Genomic DNA, 14,993 nt, shown 5'->3' with positions numbered 1-14,993 from the left:
TCATTGAGTGCTGTAACCAGGAAATTTTCATCTGGTGAGATGCGAATGCGACGCCGTAAGCAGTTGAATCGTTTCGGCATTACCAAATGCCCGCTCTGGAGCATCCGTTTCTGCCTGAAAAAATTCGATAGGCGTTAACGTAGTGAACTCTTTGAAATCGCGGGCCATGTGTTGATAATCATAATAGCCCATCTCAATCGCAATGTGCAGCCAGTCTTTATGGGGCTGCGTACTTTTTAACTTCATCGTCTGGTCGAAGCGGGCGATACGAGCGTAGAGTTTGGGGCTAATACCCATGCGTTGTACGAAGCTATTATAAAATTGGCGCGGGCTCAGATTCGCCTGATCAGCTAGCCAGTCCAAGGAAAATGAAGTCGGATTTTGCAGCAAAAACTGACTTACTTTATCAATCGGTAAGCAGTCGAACCGGGAGTTAACTTTGCGTTGTCTACGTACTAAATAGTGCAGAAACGCTTCGACAATATCAACCATTTCGAATGGATCATCGGTACTACTCAGGCGTTCATTTACAGAGTGAATTTCCGAACTAAATACTGTTTCAGCGTCCAGAAACTGATTCGCCAACTCATTAGCTGGAATACCCGTTAATCGAAACAGAGCACCCGGTTGAAAAATAACCTGAAAGACAACAAAGTCGTGACCTACGTGGCGATTTGTAACGATAGTGGGCTGCCCAATCAGGTCAGAACGAAACGTTTTCCCGGGTCCGGTACCATCTGGCGTGTGTACATGCTGAGCCTCGCGGGGAAAGAAGGCCAGGCAATTTTGCGGGCGGGGCCAATAAGGTTTAATGGGAGGAGTCGTGGTATCAGCAAACGTAACACCAACGATCTGATGTTGTCTAACGTATTCTCCAAGAGCCGGGCTGGGCGGTCTGAAATCAAAGACAATCATTCTTTTGTATCGCGTTACGTTGATTACTTTACTACCTCAGCCGCTGAAATAGGTAAGTTAACCAAATTTTAGGATTCACATAACTATTTCTTGTTTAGGGCATTACGCAAAGTTGAACAGTAGTACAGATAGGTCATTGGTACAAAATGGCAATAGTTTAAGCAAATGCTACGTCCGTTGCTAGCTGAAATAACCAGTTAGCGTTAATTATGGATAACTCACAAACTAATATCCTGACTTGTAGAGCGTTGCTGTCGCTCAGGGCTTCGACAGGTTCAGCCTGACAGCCTACTTAACTTTGTTGACTCAAACTGGTCTGTCAGGCTGGCCTGTCGAAGCCCTGAGCGACAGCAATACGTTTACTTAGCCATACCATAATTCACGTTAATTAGAATTCAACGGACGTAGCATCACTTTGTCGTTACAGGTGGGCCTACAATGGCCGAGTCATGCGATTGGTAGATTTTCTGAATAGCTTCCAGATCGGGTGGACCGGGTTTTGCGAATACCTGACCTATTTGCCGGAAAAACTCTTCCATATTACTGGCCGGTTGAATGGTGACCAGCAATTTGCCCGGTTGGCTGCTGACACAATCAAATCCATGATTTACCTTACGCGGAACAAACATGGTATCACCCGGTTTAAGTCGGGTTTGCTCATCACCAACCTGAAATAAAAATTCACCTTCGAGTACACAGAAGAATTCATCGAATTTCTGGTGAACATGCACTGGAGGCCCACTTCCTTTCCGGTTGTTAGAGCTGATCATTATCGCTAAATCGCCATCAGTATCGGTGCTTATTAGCTTAAAATCAACGGGCGTACCAGCCACAACAATTTGCTCATTATTACGGGCTTTACCGTCTTTTATTGTAATTCCTTTGGCTGGCCGCTCAGCAGAATCGTTCGTTGGAGTAGACAGCATAACAGGGGCGAGAATTGAGTTTTGAAGAAAATGACGACGTTTCATTTTTGACTGGTTATCGGTGAACTGGATGCGATTAACGAGTCAAAGTTGAGGGCTGCCGACGTAGCGTTGGTGGTAAAAAATCCGCGAATGTTGTCAGATTAATCCCAACCATCGTTCGGGTGAATGGTCATTTTCTTTGAGTAACGTATTAGGAGTATCCCCAGAAAACTGCTTGAAATCTTTGACTAAATGCTGATAATCGTGATAGCCTGTCTGCAAGGCAACACTCAACCAATCGAGGTGAGGATTCGCTTCTTTGAGCCGAAACGCATTGTCGAACCGAATGATACGTGTAAATAACTTGGGCGATACACCGACCTGCTCCCGAAACTTCCGCTCAAATTGACTGATACTCAGACAGGAATTATCTGCCCAGCGTTCCAGCGACCAATTTGATACGTTCGGAATGATCCATCGACTGGCTTTGTCGAGCGGTAGCAGTGTCATCTGTACTTGCTGGATACGTTTCCACAAATAATGCTCGATGATATTAACCATTTCCTGATACGTATCGGCGTTTGCCAACTGGTCATTCACCGACCGGATTTCACGGCCAATTACCGCTTCTGCATCGGTATTCTGGTTGACAAATTCGCCCAGATCATGCCGTAAAAATTTCGCCAGAATGCCGGGCTGAAAACTCACATCGAACATAATATATTCCTGTTGAGCCAGTTGCAGATTGAGTCGTTTAACCTGTTGACCAAAAATTACCGTTTGCGGTCGACGTATCAATTTGCCTTCATCGGGATGATGTGCGGTTAAAAATCCACGCGGATAAAACGTGATTCCCTGATTTGGCGATGCTGGAAACGGTTTTATTGGAACGGGGTCATTGGGCGAAAACTGAAAATGAAGCAGCATATACACCTTGATATAATCGCGCAAGTGTGCCGATGGCTGGATGTAGGTGTGAATCATACAGCAATGAATTGAAAATCAACGTGGTGTTGCGTGAAATTAACCCATTTTTCTTAAATTGAGGTGGTAAAAAATCGGCGTATTTATCATTTTTTATCCGCCGAAACATGCATTCCAAAGCGTATGTAGGACTCTCGCGCCAACACTGAGAATACTAACACAACCGATTAGGAGACCTACAAAAGTGATTAGCGAGATCAGGTAAGGCTTGTACACTCTCCGGGTGAAACGTTCATACACCAATAAGCCAATAATAATCAACAGCCCAAGAACGGCCCCCGGAATGGGAAAGCTGGGTAGTCGGCCTATCGTGGCTCCCAAAAATGGCAACACGGTCATCACCATAAAGCGAGCGTGGTAGGCAGGCTGGCGTTTATAAACGATGGCTGGGATATAGAACAAAACAAACAGGCTGATATCGAACGTATTGTAAACGAAAAGTACAAGATCTTTTCCGCGTAACTGATGCTGCCGAGCCATCAGCAGAAAGCAAATCACCATTACCGGTACCAGCCCATAGGAAACCTTGCCAATGGCCCGATGCAATGCTACCTGCTTCCGACGTATCAATATCGGCTGGCCGATAAGCATGGCAAACCACAGCAGAATGGTAACCGCGTGAACATGAACTAACGTAGTGGTTCCGGTAAACGTCGGGAACAGGCCGAAGTACGTTTTGAAAAACGCGAGAAAGACAAGAATAAGGACAGCAACAAACAGATAGCTAATATTTCGGTAGGCTTTTTCCATTACGTAACAGAATTGATTTTCAGGACGTAATGTACGGGCACAATCATTGCCGGTATGGGTAGAAAACCGACGTTTTTACGTTAAGCGCAAAACTTTTTCGGGCGAGCGTGCGGATTCCGATAGCAGCGTATTGGGCGTAACACCGGCAAATTCTTTAAAATCCTTAAACAGATGGTGAAAGTCGGTATAGCCAAATTTGACCGCCACCGATAGCCAATCCGCTTCTGGATTCGCTTCTTTCCATAAAAACGCTTTGTGAAAGCGTGCAATCCGGCCGAATAACTTGGGGCCAATGCCCATTCGTTCTACAAACTTCCGTTCCAGTTGTCGGGGACTCAAACACGCCTGATCGGCCAGCCAGTCCAATGAAAAACGGGTGGGATTGTGCAGCAAAATGGCCCCAATTTTATCGGCTGCATGAATATCAGATTTCACCCGCCGGATTTTGCCTAACAAATAGTGCTCGACAATGGCAATCATCTCCCGATAATTGATCGTGTTGGCTAAGCGGTCGTTCACCTGCCGAACTTCCTGATTGATGACCGCTTCGGCATCGATTTTTTTATCCGTGAATTCGGTTAGCGGTATTCGCAACAATCGAAAAAGGCCGCCCGCGTGAAAAATGACCCGAATCATGACATAATCTTCGGCGGGCATCACGAAGTTTATGCGAGACACCTGTTGGCCGAAAACAGCGTTTCGGGGTGCTTTTTTCACTTCTCCAGTCAATGGATTGTCGGACGTAACCAGCCCTTTTGGAAAGAACTCCAGACCATGCTCGGGAAGCGGAGGAAAGGCTTTGACTAGCGTCGGTTTCGCCGGATCATACACAAAATGCAACAGCAGATATTCCTTCACGAATGCCTGTAAGGCTGGCTGAGGTGGAATACGCTGATAGATCATCCTGAAAGATAGGAAGTTGCTCACATTCAGCCAAATGAGTGACGGTGAGAGATACTCCTGAACCTATCAAAAAAACGTTTGAGCAAATGCAGTTGACAATGTGTGCCAAACTGGAGAAAAAGGCGCGTAGAGTAATGAACTATGGCAGACAATCAAAAACGCCAGCGAATACAAATAAGGCTGATAAGGTTTATGTTTTATGAGGTCATATACTAGAAACCCAAGCAGAATGGTATCACAGTACACGTATGAAATTACAACTCCCAATTCCGGTTCCATCCCGAAGAAAATGATGTTTATACGGCCAAAAGCGGGATTAAAAAAGATAACCGAGCAGGCGATGATGTACCGCATATGTACAGACGGTACACACCGATACCACATGGCTAGCAGATATAACGTAATGAAAGGCACCAGATCAACAAAGGTCATATACATGCCGTAGTCTACAAGTACGGAGGGAGTATGCTGGGCAATTCCGCGCTGATATTGAACGCGGGTCACCATTAGAATTGACAGCACAATGAGTGGCACTAACACATACGACGCTTTACCTATCAATCGGTGTAATTCAATTTTTCTGGCCCGAATCAGAAGTGGCTGTGCTATTAACGTAGCAATCCAGAGCAATAAGAACGTAGCATGAATATGGTGAGCACTAACCGTGTCGGTAAACGTTGGAAACTTTACAATGTAGGTTTGGAAAAACCCAATGACACTGATAATCAGTAAGGCAAAAAATAGGTAGCTAATATTTTTATAGGCTTTTTCCATGGTCAGAATAGTCTTTTGTTCAGCGCTAATATCATGGCAATGAATTCCTGTTTACGAGTAGAAAACCGACATTTTACGCCAACTGCAAAATTTTTGCAGGAGAACGTGCGTACTCAGATAGAAGCGTATTAGGGGCGACGCCAGCAAATTGGTTAACGTCTTTGGATAAGTGTTGAAAATCCGTGTAACCATAGTTGACCGCAACCGTAAACCAGTCCAGTTGGGGATGCATTTCTTTGTGCATAAATGCCTGATGAAAGCGTGAAATCCGGCTGAACAGTTTGGGTCCAATACCCAATCGTTCAATAAACTTACGCTCCAGTTGCCGGGGGCTTAAACACGCCTGATCGGCCAACCAGTCTAACGAAAAGCGCGTTGGAGTACCCTGTAACAACTGCCCGATTTTATCGACGGCGTGAGTTTCCAATTTTACCCGACGAATTTTATTCCATAAAAACTCTTCGATTATCTTGATCAATTGAGAGTAGCTTTTCGCATGGAGTAATTGGTCATTCACAAACCGTATGTCTGGCTCTAAAATTTGTTCAGCATCAGCTATTTTATCAGTAAACTCATTGAGTGGTACGCCACCCAATAAGCGAAATAAGCCCCCTGGCTGAAAAATAACCCGAATAACCAGGTACTCTTCATCCGGCATTATAAAGTTGATTCGGGATACGGGTTGGCCGAAAATAACGTAGCGTGTTTCTTTGCTACGTTCTCCCGTCTGTTGATTAATCGACGTGGCTAATCCTTTTGGTATAAACTCTAAGCCATGTTCGGGCAAAGGGGGCAAGGGTTGAATAACGGGTGGACAGGCAGGGTCAGCTATAAAATGGCACAGCATATACTCTTTCACAAAATCCTGAAGAGCCGGACAGGGTGGAATACGCTGATAGATCATCCTGAAAGCTAGTACTTTATGCGCTTTCTAGCAAGCCTAATTGATTTAACGTAGCATGAGCTTGTTCCCGGCAACGTAGCATAGGGGATCGGGCGTAATTTGCCTTACATTCTGGCATAAAAAGACGTTTCTAAAGCCCTGAAAAGTTTGTATATTCAGGACTGGTAAACAATTGCAATAGCCGACAATGATTGACCTGAACCAGATTAGAGAAATAGCCTTATCGTTTCCTGAAACGACCGAACAACCTCATTTTGAAAAGCCTTCTTTCAAAGTGGGCAAGAAAATATTCGCCACCTATAATGGGCCACACAATCGAATTTGTGTCAAATTATCGCTTGTCGATCAAGGCGCATTTTCGTCCTTTGATTCCTCCATTATTTACCCCGTTCCGAACATGTGGGGTAAACAAGGCTGGACACTTATTATGCTTGATAAAGTACTTGAGGAAACACTTGTAGACGCCCTGGCAATGGCTTACTGTGAAGTAGCACCCAAAAAACTAGCTGATCTGGTCAAACAAAGCCGGTATGAAGAATGAGCTGTCGGTGGTGCCAACGTAACGATCATACACTTCGCAGAAGCCGAAAAAACTGTTGGTTGTAGCTTTTTCCATCTCCAGAAAAGAAGCTGGCGTGAGGTGTGTAAACTCTTTATAATCTTTCGCCAGATGTTGATAGTCGTAATATCCGCAGGCCAGTGCAATGCTGAGCCAATCTAAAGCGGGGTACTTGTTTTTCATCCGAAAGGCTTTGTCAAATCGGATAATTCGGTCGTACGTTTTGGGGCTCACGCCCATCCGTTCATCGAATTTTCGGATAAACTGCCGTACACTCAGGCACGACTGGTCGGCGAGTTGGTCTAAGGAAATTTGCTGGTTCTGGTGCAAAATGTATTGACCAGCTTTGTCAACGGGCGATTCATTTTTACGAGCCGTTTTGACCAACCGTTTCAGAAATTCCCCGATGAATTGGAGCATCTCAGCAAGGTCATCGCTGCTGTTCAGCCGAGCGCAAACATCCCGGATCGCCTGGCCCCAGATGGCTTCGGCATCAATAAACGTATTGGTTAATTCCTGCAACGGAATACCCGTGAGCCGATAGAGCATTCCCGGTTGGAAAACCACTTTTATGGCCCAGAAATCGTGCCCGCCGTAGCGATAAATAGGGATGTTTTGAATGCCATAAATAATGCTTTGTGGGTACGTGATAATGGTCGGCGAATCGATAAAACTGGCCCGTTGCGGATCACGGACATAAAAGGTCAGGCAATGTTCGGGGCGGGGTGTATAGTATTTAACAGGCAAACACACATCCTTCTCAAATTCGAAGCGAAAAACTTCGTATCGAAGAATAAATTCGTGTAAAGTCGGCTTGTCGAACTGACCTCTCCAAAACATAGCACCCATAAAAAATGCTGGCTTGTTCTCTACGGAAATATACTGATTTACAGGCCTTACATCAAACTGCTTTAGTTATCGGCTATAACGTAGCAATACTAAACAGGCGTACCAATCCCTGTGCTACCCATTCCCAGCCTGCCGAGTTGGGTGCCCACGGAAATGCGTAATGAAAAACCGCACAGATGAGCAGCGAAATCAGGTAAGGGCGGTAGTTTTTTCCTTTCGTAAATTCATAAATCAGCAGGCCCACCAGAAATACATCGCCCAGGGCAAAAGCAAACATGACGGCCGTCTTGAAATCGGCAAATCCGAAATTGATACGTCCGATACCGGGGCCAAGCAACGCAATTGCCGAAGCAATCATATAGCGCATATGCAGGGCCGGCTTTTTGCAATAAATAATCGCCAGTACATACAACGTAACAAACGGAATCAGAGCTGACACAGGAAGATACAAAGACGCCAGATTCCGCACTTCCGGCATGTTGGGCAAATTTCTGAGGTATTGCTTCCGCATGACAGCCAACATCGACCAGACAATCAGCGGCACCAGTACGTAAGACGCCTTTCCGATCAGCCGGTGCAGATCCAGCCGTTTCTGATAAATTAGAATCGGCTGGATGATGAGCATTACGAACCAAAGCAACAGCAGCAACGAGTGTGTATGATGCACATACGTAAAGCCAGTAAATACCGGAAACTTGCTGAAATAGCTTTTGTAAAATCCAGCGACAATAATCGCCAGAATAGCTACGAATAAATAGCTAACGTGTTTGTAGGAACGTTCCATGATACGTAGTTATAGGCTTATACCGTCAATCCATACGTATCGACAATCTGCTGATAACGAGGGTCGCCCATTAGCCAGACGACATCGAATTGCTGATCCAGCTCCTGTATGCCCGCCTGCATACCTGCACCAAACTCCGGCGTTCCGGGCTGGATTCCCTGCGCGATCAGTTTGGCGGGAATCTCCATAAACATGCCCTCCAGATACACCTCGAACCCCTGATTCGGAAACATGTCGATGAAACGTAGCGGCTTATCCGACGGGTTGAAAAAGGTGTGCACCAGGCCATGCGGGCGAAACCCAAATCCACCAGCTTCAACAATAAAAATCTCGCCATCGACCATCATACCGGCGGTACCTTCTATTACGTACATCAGTTCGTCAGCTTCTTTATGCAGGTGGATTGGCGGCCCCATTCGCTTCGGTGCTACGTAGCCTTCAATGCAACTGAAACGGTTATTGGTCTGGCTTTGCCGAATCATGGTTCGGACGATGTTTACGCCATTCCCAACACCAATGTCGGTGGGTTTCGAGGGTTCAACAATAAAAGGACGTAGCGTTTTTTCGCCTGGTGTCTGTGTAGGTGTGTTCGTATTCATACCCGAATCGTTTTGCGGTAAGTGTGAATGATTCTCTGACAAAACTAGGCGTGTAGAGTGGTTGGATACTGGTAAAAAAGTGACATTTTTCACTCTTCCCGCAGCCCAAATACGTGTTCAGCGGCTTTCAGGTCTTCCTCAAAAAACGACGTAGGCGACAGATACGTAAGCTCTTTGCAATCTTTGGCAAAGTTCGGACCGCCGATGCGGCTGATGGTCATAGTAACCGCAGGAAATGGCGATGCTTAGCAAGTCGAGCGAGGGGTACTTATTCCGCATCCGAAACGCTTTATCGAAGCGGGCAATCCGGTCGAACTGTTTCGGACTGAGACCGATACGTTCCTCAAACTTTCGGATAAACTACCGCACGCTCAGGCACGACTGATCGGCCAGTTGGTCGAGCGTAATACGTTCCTGCTGGTTTAAAATCAACTGACTTGTTACGTCGACGGCATGATGATGTTTGCGAAATGAGCGTACTACGTTAACCAGAAATGACTCAATGATACGTAGCATCTCCGTCAGATCATCGCAACTGTTGAGTCGTTCTGAAACAAGCCGAATATCTTTATTCCAAATCACTTCCGCATCGACAAACGTATTGGTCAATTCGCGCGACGGAATGCCCGTGAGCCGGTACAAAGCCCCCCGGTTGGAACACAACACGTATCGCCAGAAAATCATGACCGCCATATCGATAAATAGGAACGGTGTGCATTCCATGAACAATAGCGTAAGGATAGCTAATGATATTCGTCGAATCAACGTAGCGGAACCGCTGAGGATCTCGTGGATAAAACGTAAGCGACTGTTCGGGACGAGGGGCAAAATATCTGGCGGGTGGTGCTACGTCTTTCCCAAATATAAAGCGAACGACTTCATACCGAAGCACGAATTCCTGCAATCCCGGATGAGTAAATTGGCCTTTGCTTAACGTAGCATCCACAATAACGTTTGCTTATTTTCTCTGGAAAATATACTGATTTACAGTAAGTATCACAAGGCTGTTTTAGTTATCGTTACCTTCTCTTGATGGCCTCGTCTAAGGGAGGTATATTTGATAGCCCAAAAAATAGTAAGATGATTGCCACAAAATCGGGAGCGCAGGTGAAAAAGTCCAGAACGAAAGTGCCCGAGTACCTGATCTATGAAATCATGGATGGTAAGCCTATTCACTACAAAGGCTATCGGGATGTACTGGCAGGCACAAAAACGTTTTCAGATATTATGGGTTCGAGTACGTTGCAATCATTGATTGTTACACATCTTATTATCTTGTTAGGCAAACAAATAAATGAAAACCAGTTCACAATACTTTCGAGTGAGGCAGGTATTCACCTCAACAAACGCAACAATCTCGCGGGCGATATTCTCATTTTTGACAATACTACTCTGCCGATTGACGCTATAAACGAATTCTACGCCGAAGTTCCGCCAAAAATTGCCATCGAAGTGGATATTAATGCTGATCCCGCTGATATAGACGACGATAGCTACATCTTCCAGAAAACTCAGAAATTATTGAATTTTGGCGTCGAGAAAGTAATCTGGATTACAACAAAAACGAAAAAAGTGACCATAGCGACCCCGCACGACGACTGGCAGGTAAAAGACTGGCATAAAGATGTGGAAGTCATGAACGGTATTGTCATTAACATCGGCCAGTACTTAACAAAGAAAGGCTCTACATACGCCTGAAAGCCAAATCCCTACTTATTCGCTACGTTTCCGTAACGCCGAACGTGCGCTCTGGCGATTTGGTATCGGCTTCTAAAAAGGCGTTGGGCGTTAGCTGCGTAAACTCTTTAAAATCGCGCACAAGATGCTGGTAATCATAATAGCCCAGTTCAACAGCCACACGCAGCCAGTCGAGGGAAGGATGCGTGTTTTTCAATTTCATCGCATTTTCGAAGCGGGCAATCCGGCTATAAAGTTTGGGACTAACGCCTTCGCGCTCTACAAACTGTCGGTAAAATTGCCGTTGACTCAAACAAGCCTGGTCGGCCAGCCAATCCAGTTTACGTCCGTCAAATGAAACACCTGTGGGCTGCTTTAATATATACTGGCTTATTTTATCGATAGGCCGGGTCTCTCTTCGCTTTGCCCGATTGATTAAATACAACAGAAAATCTTCCACAATCGGAATCATTTCGGTGTAGAGATTTGTGTAGCTTAACCGTTCGTTTACCCGACTGATTTCGGTGGAGAAAATAGATTCCGCATCGACAAACGTATTGGTCAACTCAGACGCCGGAATACCCGTCAGCCGGAACAGAGCGCCCGGCTGAAACTGCACTTGAAAGACCATAAAATCGCGGCCAACGTGCCGGTTCGTCACGATGGAATATTGGCCATTCAGCGTTGAGCAGGGTTTGCTAAGTAACGTTCCGTCGAACCCATAGGCAAGTTTTTCGGGGTCTTTCGGATAAAATGCCAGCGAATTTTCGGCCCGCGGCCAGTAGGACTTGACGGGTAAAACAGCCATTGACGCCGGGAATGAACAGCCCACAATCTGCAACGTCCTAACGTAGTCACGCAGGGCTGGACTAGGCAGGCGATAGTCGAAAATAGCGTCCATGGTTGTGAGCATTAGGCTAGGCGCATTGGGGGTAAGGTATAAGCATGGGATTGAGAAGCCCAATGCCCCACGCCCTATGCTATTTTAACGCCAGGGGCGGACCGACAACGGTCATGCCATGTTCTTTATGCAATCTAAGACTTAGTTCTTCACTCGGAGGCCCTTTTAATTCGCTCATTTTCAAGAAAAAATCTTCCAGATTTCCCGCAGGCTGCACCATGTATAGTTGCTTTCCCTGTTCCGACAACTGAATCCAGGTGTGCGGTATGCCACGCGGAGCAAAGACTGTATCACCCGCTTTTACCGTGAATTTCTCGTCACCGACCTGAAAAAGATATTCTCCTTCGATAATCGAAAACAGTTCGTCCTGATCGTGATGTATATGCAGGGTTGGGCCAATCTTTTCCTTGCCAATGTACTCAAAAACAGCCAATTGCCCGTTAGTATCTTTGCCCGATATTTTTATATCATTAACATTTTTGCCCCGAAATGGCGTATGAATACCAAAACGGGCTTCTCCAGCTTTTACGGTAAAAGGCTTATTAGTTTGCGAATTTTCGGTAGGCTGGCTATGTCTGGACAACGATGCGGCTCCCATTGTTGCGGCTAAAAAATGTCTGCGTTGCATAACGGTTTCTCTTAATGTGTTATGCAAATTTTCTACATTCAGCAGGGTATTTAGTGGTAAAAATCAGCCAAACTTAGCACTCGCGAAAAGATTAGATTCGTCCATTTCCGAAATCCCGTTTACAATACTGTCAAGGCACATTATGGCTCGTTTGGCGAAACGGTTTTTTCGCCCTGTTTCGCTAAATGTTTCACTATTGTTTCACTACGTACAGATTCGATTTCGACCGTGATCCGGGCCATTCCCTGACGGCGATAGAGTTCGTTTGCTTTGTCAGTAAAGGACTGTTTACTGCCGGTCGCAAAATACCGCTCGGTGGTGGTTAGTTTAGCATGAGCGAGCGAAGCCTGAACGAGCCGAACGTCGCCGGTTTCTTCCATCAACATCTCGGCGAAGGTATGACGGGCGGAGTGCATGGCAAGCGGTTTGTTAATGCCCAGACTGAGGGCTATTTTCTTGAGCAGGTGATCCACGTACGAATTCTGGGCTTTTGCCCGTCGTAGCTGCACGGCTTCGGGTTTAGTACGGTACTGATCGCCCATGAACGGAAACAGAAAATCGTCGGGCTGTTTGCCCTGGGCGTAGTTGAGCAGGATCGACAGGACTTCAACCTCAACAACGATGGCTTTGGTTTTTTCGGTCTTGAGGGCTGTCGTTAGGAAGCGATACCGCCGAACGGGTTTATCATCGACAATGTGCCATTCAGCGACTAACTGCGATACCCGCGCCAGAATCAGGTCGCGCGCCCGAAGGCCATGCAGGTAGTAGCTGCACAGGTAGAGGTTGCGACAGTCATTCAGTTTGCATTGAGCCTCGGTCTGGGTTTAACGATTACGGATGATGGCATTGGCAGGTATCGAGCGGCCGAACTGAAAAGCAAATCGGCGACGCGCCATAAGTCCTTCGGGATGAAAGTTACCTCAGAACGAATTCAACTCATTAATCAGCTTTATCAATCCCACACACGGGTTCAAGTCCATGACCTGGCGGATCAACAGGGAAAAGCTGCGGGTACTGAAGTGGTGATTACCATTCCCATTTAACTCGTCGATAAATTCTACAAGCGATGCTAAAAGCAATCCTAGTCGATGACGAACCGTATTGTGTGCAACTGCTGGCCCTGCAACTTCAGCAACATTGCCCCCAGATACAGGTACTGGCGCAGTGTACCGATAGTCAGGAAGCACTCTGCACGATCCGACAACACAAGCCTGATGTGGTCTTTTTAGATATTGAAATGCCCGAACTGAATGGTTTCCAGTTGCTCCAGCAACTGGATAATCCCTGCTTTAAGGTGGTCTTTGTGACGGCCTATGATGAGTTTGCCCTCAAAGCCTTCAAGTTCAGCGCGTTGGATTATCTGCTTAAGCCCGTGGATACACTTGATCTAGTGTCGGCCGTGAAAAAAGTAGAACGTCAGCAGCAGCTCGATCTTCGTCAACTGGATTTGGTGAAGCAGCAGTATAAATCGGGGCAGTATCCTCAAAAACTAGCTGTTCCTCATCAGGGGGGGATCATTTTTGTAGCACTAAAAGACCTTGTTTACTGTGAATCAGACAGTAATTACACTAAATTGGTGCTTCTCAATGGCAAGCAGTATTTGCTGAGCAGGACACTTCGGGAGGTTCAGGATTTTCTGGAGGAACGGAATTTCATACGAATCCATCGTCAGTATTTGGTGAATTTGGACCACATCCAAATGTATCGGAAAGGCGAGGGAAGTTACGTAATCATGTCGAATGAGGTCACTATCCCAGTCGGGCGTCAGCAGAAGGATCGCCTGTTAGCTCATTTTGGCTGGCTTTAGGTGCTCACTATAAATTTGTAACGAACAAATGCCTTTTCTCAGAAAACGCTCCCAGCGAGAGACGAGCGAGCATTCATGTGTTTGCTCCAAAAATGGGGCGTTAAATAAAACAGTATTTTACCTAAAGTTTCGTACTTTGGCTAATGTACAGCTACTTATACAACTAGAAATAATGTCCTACTAATGAAGCAATCTTGGTATTTAGATAATGCTGTAAGTGCCTCAAAGGAAAGTAAATACACTTTTTACAAGCCCTCCCGATTTATCCTTGATAAGCTAACTAGTGGCGATATTGTAAAGTTAAGATTCGTGTTAAATGTGCCTGATGTGGATGCAGACGCGGAAAGGATGTGGGTCGAAATTGAACAAAGGTTGGGGGATGAGTTTGAAGGAGCCCTTACAAATCAGCCTCAGATTATAGTTGATCTAGAAATAGGTAGGACCATTAAGTTCGATGTAAATCATATAATAGATACTGAATACGAGGATCCCGAGAACATTGTAGAAAAGTATATAGATCGATGCTTCGTAACGAATAAAGTCCTCCTAGAAGGCAATAAGATAGGTTATTTATATAGGGAAGAGAGCTTAGGGGAGAAGAACGGTTTTTATGATAGTGGTTGGCGAATTACTGCGGGTACAGAATCTCAGGAATATTTGGATAGTGAAGGAAATTCTCAGTTTGTTTCTTTAGGCAAAGTGTTAAATGTAGATGACTCAATAGTTGGGTTATTGGAAGAGCCGACGGGTTCAATTTTTGAATGGGATGACCAACAAAAAACCTTCGCAAGATTGTAGGGTTTCCAAAAAATGTTAACCAACCTACCAAAATTACTGGCTTCATAGGTAAATTCTCAAAAATGGCTCCTACGTGAGACGAAGCGAGATTTGAATATCTATAATTCGGGCGTTTCGTAAGACACTATTTAGCCTAATGTTTCGTACTTTGGTTTTCATTTAACAGATTATAAAACAGAACCTGTTTAAGGTTTAACAAAATACCCCCAATGAAGTATGAACTTTGTTTTGCCAAACGAATTCATACTGACTC

Annotated in this window: 20 protein-coding genes; 5 read left to right on the top strand and 15 right to left on the bottom strand. The window is 45.5% G+C overall.

Annotation, left to right across the window (positions count from 1 at the left end):
• Positions 1–27: 27 nt before the first annotated feature.
• The 7 genes from IC229_RS32390 to IC229_RS32360 form a co-directional block, all read right to left on the bottom strand.
• Entirely contained in the window at positions 28–915 is an 888-nt protein-coding gene (locus IC229_RS32390; protein ID WP_190892673.1) for an AraC family transcriptional regulator, read from the bottom strand.
• A 410-nt stretch (positions 916–1,325) separates the two neighbouring features.
• A complete protein-coding gene (locus IC229_RS32385) occupies positions 1,326–1,886 on the bottom strand; it encodes a cupin domain-containing protein (RefSeq protein WP_190892672.1) in 561 nt (186 codons plus the stop codon).
• Positions 1,887–1,979: 93 nt separating this feature from the next.
• Positions 1,980–2,807: a helix-turn-helix domain-containing protein gene (locus tag IC229_RS32380; protein ID WP_190892671.1), complete on the bottom strand. Its 828-nt coding sequence runs from the start codon at positions 2,805–2,807 to the stop codon at positions 1,980–1,982.
• 93 nt (positions 2,808–2,900) lie between these two features.
• On the bottom strand, positions 2,901–3,557 hold the full coding sequence (locus IC229_RS32375; RefSeq protein WP_190892670.1) for a hypothetical protein: 657 nt from the start codon (positions 3,555–3,557) through the stop codon (positions 2,901–2,903).
• A gap of 75 nt (positions 3,558–3,632) precedes the next feature.
• Positions 3,633–4,460, bottom strand: coding sequence for a helix-turn-helix domain-containing protein (locus IC229_RS32370; protein WP_190892669.1), 828 nt, complete (start codon positions 4,458–4,460; stop codon positions 3,633–3,635).
• 66 nt (positions 4,461–4,526) lie between these two features.
• Complete coding sequence (locus IC229_RS32365) at positions 4,527–5,234, bottom strand: hypothetical protein (protein WP_190892668.1); 708 nt, start codon at positions 5,232–5,234, stop codon at positions 4,527–4,529.
• A gap of 73 nt (positions 5,235–5,307) precedes the next feature.
• Positions 5,308–6,138 carry a helix-turn-helix domain-containing protein gene (locus IC229_RS32360; protein WP_190892667.1) on the bottom strand — a complete coding sequence of 277 codons (831 nt, stop codon included), beginning with the start codon at positions 6,136–6,138 and terminating at the stop codon, positions 5,308–5,310.
• Positions 6,139–6,325: 187 nt separating this feature from the next.
• Here IC229_RS32360 and IC229_RS32355 point away from each other — a divergent pair, with 187 nt between their 5' ends.
• Entirely contained in the window at positions 6,326–6,679 is a 354-nt protein-coding gene (locus IC229_RS32355) for an MmcQ/YjbR family DNA-binding protein (RefSeq protein ID WP_190892666.1), read from the top strand.
• Here IC229_RS32355 and IC229_RS32350 read toward each other — a convergent pair.
• The 5 genes from IC229_RS32350 to IC229_RS32335 all read right to left on the bottom strand — a co-directional run bounded on the left by IC229_RS32350 (position 6,641) and on the right by IC229_RS32335 (position 9,652).
• The gene (locus IC229_RS32350) at positions 6,641–7,546 is read right to left on the bottom strand and encodes a helix-turn-helix domain-containing protein (RefSeq protein ID WP_190892664.1); all 906 of its coding nucleotides are present in this window, start codon (positions 7,544–7,546) and stop codon (positions 6,641–6,643) included. The genes IC229_RS32355 and IC229_RS32350 overlap by 39 nt on opposite strands.
• Before the next feature lie 73 nt (positions 7,547–7,619).
• Positions 7,620–8,330: a hypothetical protein gene (locus IC229_RS32345; protein WP_190892662.1), complete on the bottom strand. Its 711-nt coding sequence runs from the start codon at positions 8,328–8,330 to the stop codon at positions 7,620–7,622.
• 17 nt (positions 8,331–8,347) lie between these two features.
• Positions 8,348–8,929: a cupin domain-containing protein gene (locus IC229_RS32340; RefSeq protein ID WP_190892660.1), complete on the bottom strand. Its 582-nt coding sequence runs from the start codon at positions 8,927–8,929 to the stop codon at positions 8,348–8,350.
• Between the two features lie 89 nt (positions 8,930–9,018).
• Positions 9,019–9,150 carry a hypothetical protein gene (locus tag IC229_RS35850; protein WP_262893422.1) on the bottom strand — a complete coding sequence of 44 codons (132 nt, stop codon included), beginning with the start codon at positions 9,148–9,150 and terminating at the stop codon, positions 9,019–9,021.
• 139 nt (positions 9,151–9,289) lie between these two features.
• Positions 9,290–9,652 (bottom strand): hypothetical protein, encoded by a 363-nt coding sequence (locus IC229_RS32335; RefSeq protein WP_190892658.1) that lies wholly within the window; start codon positions 9,650–9,652, stop codon positions 9,290–9,292.
• Positions 9,653–10,009: 357 nt separating this feature from the next.
• On the opposite strand from IC229_RS32335, the gene IC229_RS32330 reads away from it, so the two are divergent.
• Complete coding sequence (locus IC229_RS32330; RefSeq protein ID WP_190892656.1) at positions 10,010–10,627, top strand: Uma2 family endonuclease; 618 nt, start codon at positions 10,010–10,012, stop codon at positions 10,625–10,627.
• A gap of 22 nt (positions 10,628–10,649) precedes the next feature.
• Here IC229_RS32330 and IC229_RS32325 read toward each other — a convergent pair whose 3' ends face one another.
• From IC229_RS32325 to IC229_RS32315, 3 genes are all read right to left on the bottom strand, one after another.
• Positions 10,650–11,519: a helix-turn-helix domain-containing protein gene (locus tag IC229_RS32325; RefSeq protein WP_223834336.1), complete on the bottom strand. Its 870-nt coding sequence runs from the start codon at positions 11,517–11,519 to the stop codon at positions 10,650–10,652.
• Between the two features lie 67 nt (positions 11,520–11,586).
• Positions 11,587–12,135 carry a cupin domain-containing protein gene (locus IC229_RS32320; RefSeq protein WP_190892654.1) on the bottom strand — a complete coding sequence of 183 codons (549 nt, stop codon included), beginning with the start codon at positions 12,133–12,135 and terminating at the stop codon, positions 11,587–11,589.
• A gap of 140 nt (positions 12,136–12,275) precedes the next feature.
• Positions 12,276–12,866: a tyrosine-type recombinase/integrase gene (locus IC229_RS32315; protein WP_262893423.1), complete on the bottom strand. Its 591-nt coding sequence runs from the start codon at positions 12,864–12,866 to the stop codon at positions 12,276–12,278.
• 24 nt (positions 12,867–12,890) lie between these two features.
• On the opposite strand from IC229_RS32315, the gene IC229_RS32310 reads away from it, so the two are divergent.
• The 3 genes from IC229_RS32310 (at position 12,891) to IC229_RS32300 (ending at position 14,740) form a co-directional block, all read left to right on the top strand.
• On the top strand, positions 12,891–13,178 hold the full coding sequence (locus IC229_RS32310; protein WP_190892652.1) for a hypothetical protein: 288 nt from the start codon (positions 12,891–12,893) through the stop codon (positions 13,176–13,178).
• Positions 13,179–13,201: 23 nt separating this feature from the next.
• Entirely contained in the window at positions 13,202–13,942 is a 741-nt protein-coding gene (locus IC229_RS32305) for a LytR/AlgR family response regulator transcription factor (protein ID WP_190892650.1), read from the top strand.
• Positions 13,943–14,125: 183 nt separating this feature from the next.
• Positions 14,126–14,740, top strand: a complete 615-nt coding sequence (locus IC229_RS32300; protein WP_190892648.1) for an immunity protein Imm33 domain-containing protein — start codon at positions 14,126–14,128, stop codon at positions 14,738–14,740.
• Positions 14,741–14,993 lie beyond the last annotated feature (253 nt).

This window comes from Spirosoma profusum (genome assembly GCF_014699005.1).
Classification (GTDB): domain Bacteria; phylum Bacteroidota; class Bacteroidia; order Cytophagales; family Spirosomataceae; genus Spirosoma; species Spirosoma profusum.
This window is presented reverse-complemented; position numbering and strand designations above follow the sequence as displayed.

Bases quoted from the DNA above. Each gene is read 5' to 3' on its own strand.
- IC229_RS32390 (WP_190892673.1), bottom strand. From the start codon at position 915: ATGATTGTCTTTGATTTCAGACCGCCCAGCCCGGCTCTTGGAGAATAC.
- IC229_RS32385 (WP_190892672.1), bottom strand. From the start codon at position 1,886: ATGAAACGTCGTCATTTTCTTCAAAACTCAATTCTCGCCCCTGTTATG.
- IC229_RS32380 (WP_190892671.1), bottom strand. From the start codon at position 2,807: ATGATTCACACCTACATCCAGCCATCGGCACACTTGCGCGATTATATC.
- IC229_RS32375 (WP_190892670.1), bottom strand. From the start codon at position 3,557: ATGGAAAAAGCCTACCGAAATATTAGCTATCTGTTTGTTGCTGTCCTT.
- IC229_RS32370 (WP_190892669.1), bottom strand. From the start codon at position 4,460: ATGATCTATCAGCGTATTCCACCTCAGCCAGCCTTACAGGCATTCGTG.
- IC229_RS32365 (WP_190892668.1), bottom strand. From the start codon at position 5,234: ATGGAAAAAGCCTATAAAAATATTAGCTACCTATTTTTTGCCTTACTG.
- IC229_RS32360 (WP_190892667.1), bottom strand. From the start codon at position 6,138: ATGATCTATCAGCGTATTCCACCCTGTCCGGCTCTTCAGGATTTTGTG.
- IC229_RS32355 (WP_190892666.1), top strand. From the start codon at position 6,326: ATGATTGACCTGAACCAGATTAGAGAAATAGCCTTATCGTTTCCTGAA.
- IC229_RS32350 (WP_190892664.1), bottom strand. From the start codon at position 7,546: ATGGGTGCTATGTTTTGGAGAGGTCAGTTCGACAAGCCGACTTTACAC.
- IC229_RS32345 (WP_190892662.1), bottom strand. From the start codon at position 8,330: ATGGAACGTTCCTACAAACACGTTAGCTATTTATTCGTAGCTATTCTG.
- IC229_RS32340 (WP_190892660.1), bottom strand. From the start codon at position 8,929: ATGAATACGAACACACCTACACAGACACCAGGCGAAAAAACGCTACGT.
- IC229_RS35850 (WP_262893422.1), bottom strand. From the start codon at position 9,150: ATGACCATCAGCCGCATCGGCGGTCCGAACTTTGCCAAAGATTGCAAA.
- IC229_RS32335 (WP_190892658.1), bottom strand. From the start codon at position 9,652: ATGGAATGCACACCGTTCCTATTTATCGATATGGCGGTCATGATTTTC.
- IC229_RS32330 (WP_190892656.1), top strand. From the start codon at position 10,010: ATGATTGCCACAAAATCGGGAGCGCAGGTGAAAAAGTCCAGAACGAAA.
- IC229_RS32325 (WP_223834336.1), bottom strand. From the start codon at position 11,519: ATGCTCACAACCATGGACGCTATTTTCGACTATCGCCTGCCTAGTCCA.
- IC229_RS32320 (WP_190892654.1), bottom strand. From the start codon at position 12,135: ATGCAACGCAGACATTTTTTAGCCGCAACAATGGGAGCCGCATCGTTG.
- IC229_RS32310 (WP_190892652.1), top strand. From the start codon at position 12,891: ATGCAGGTAGTAGCTGCACAGGTAGAGGTTGCGACAGTCATTCAGTTT.
- IC229_RS32305 (WP_190892650.1), top strand. From the start codon at position 13,202: ATGCTAAAAGCAATCCTAGTCGATGACGAACCGTATTGTGTGCAACTG.
- IC229_RS32300 (WP_190892648.1), top strand. From the start codon at position 14,126: ATGAAGCAATCTTGGTATTTAGATAATGCTGTAAGTGCCTCAAAGGAA.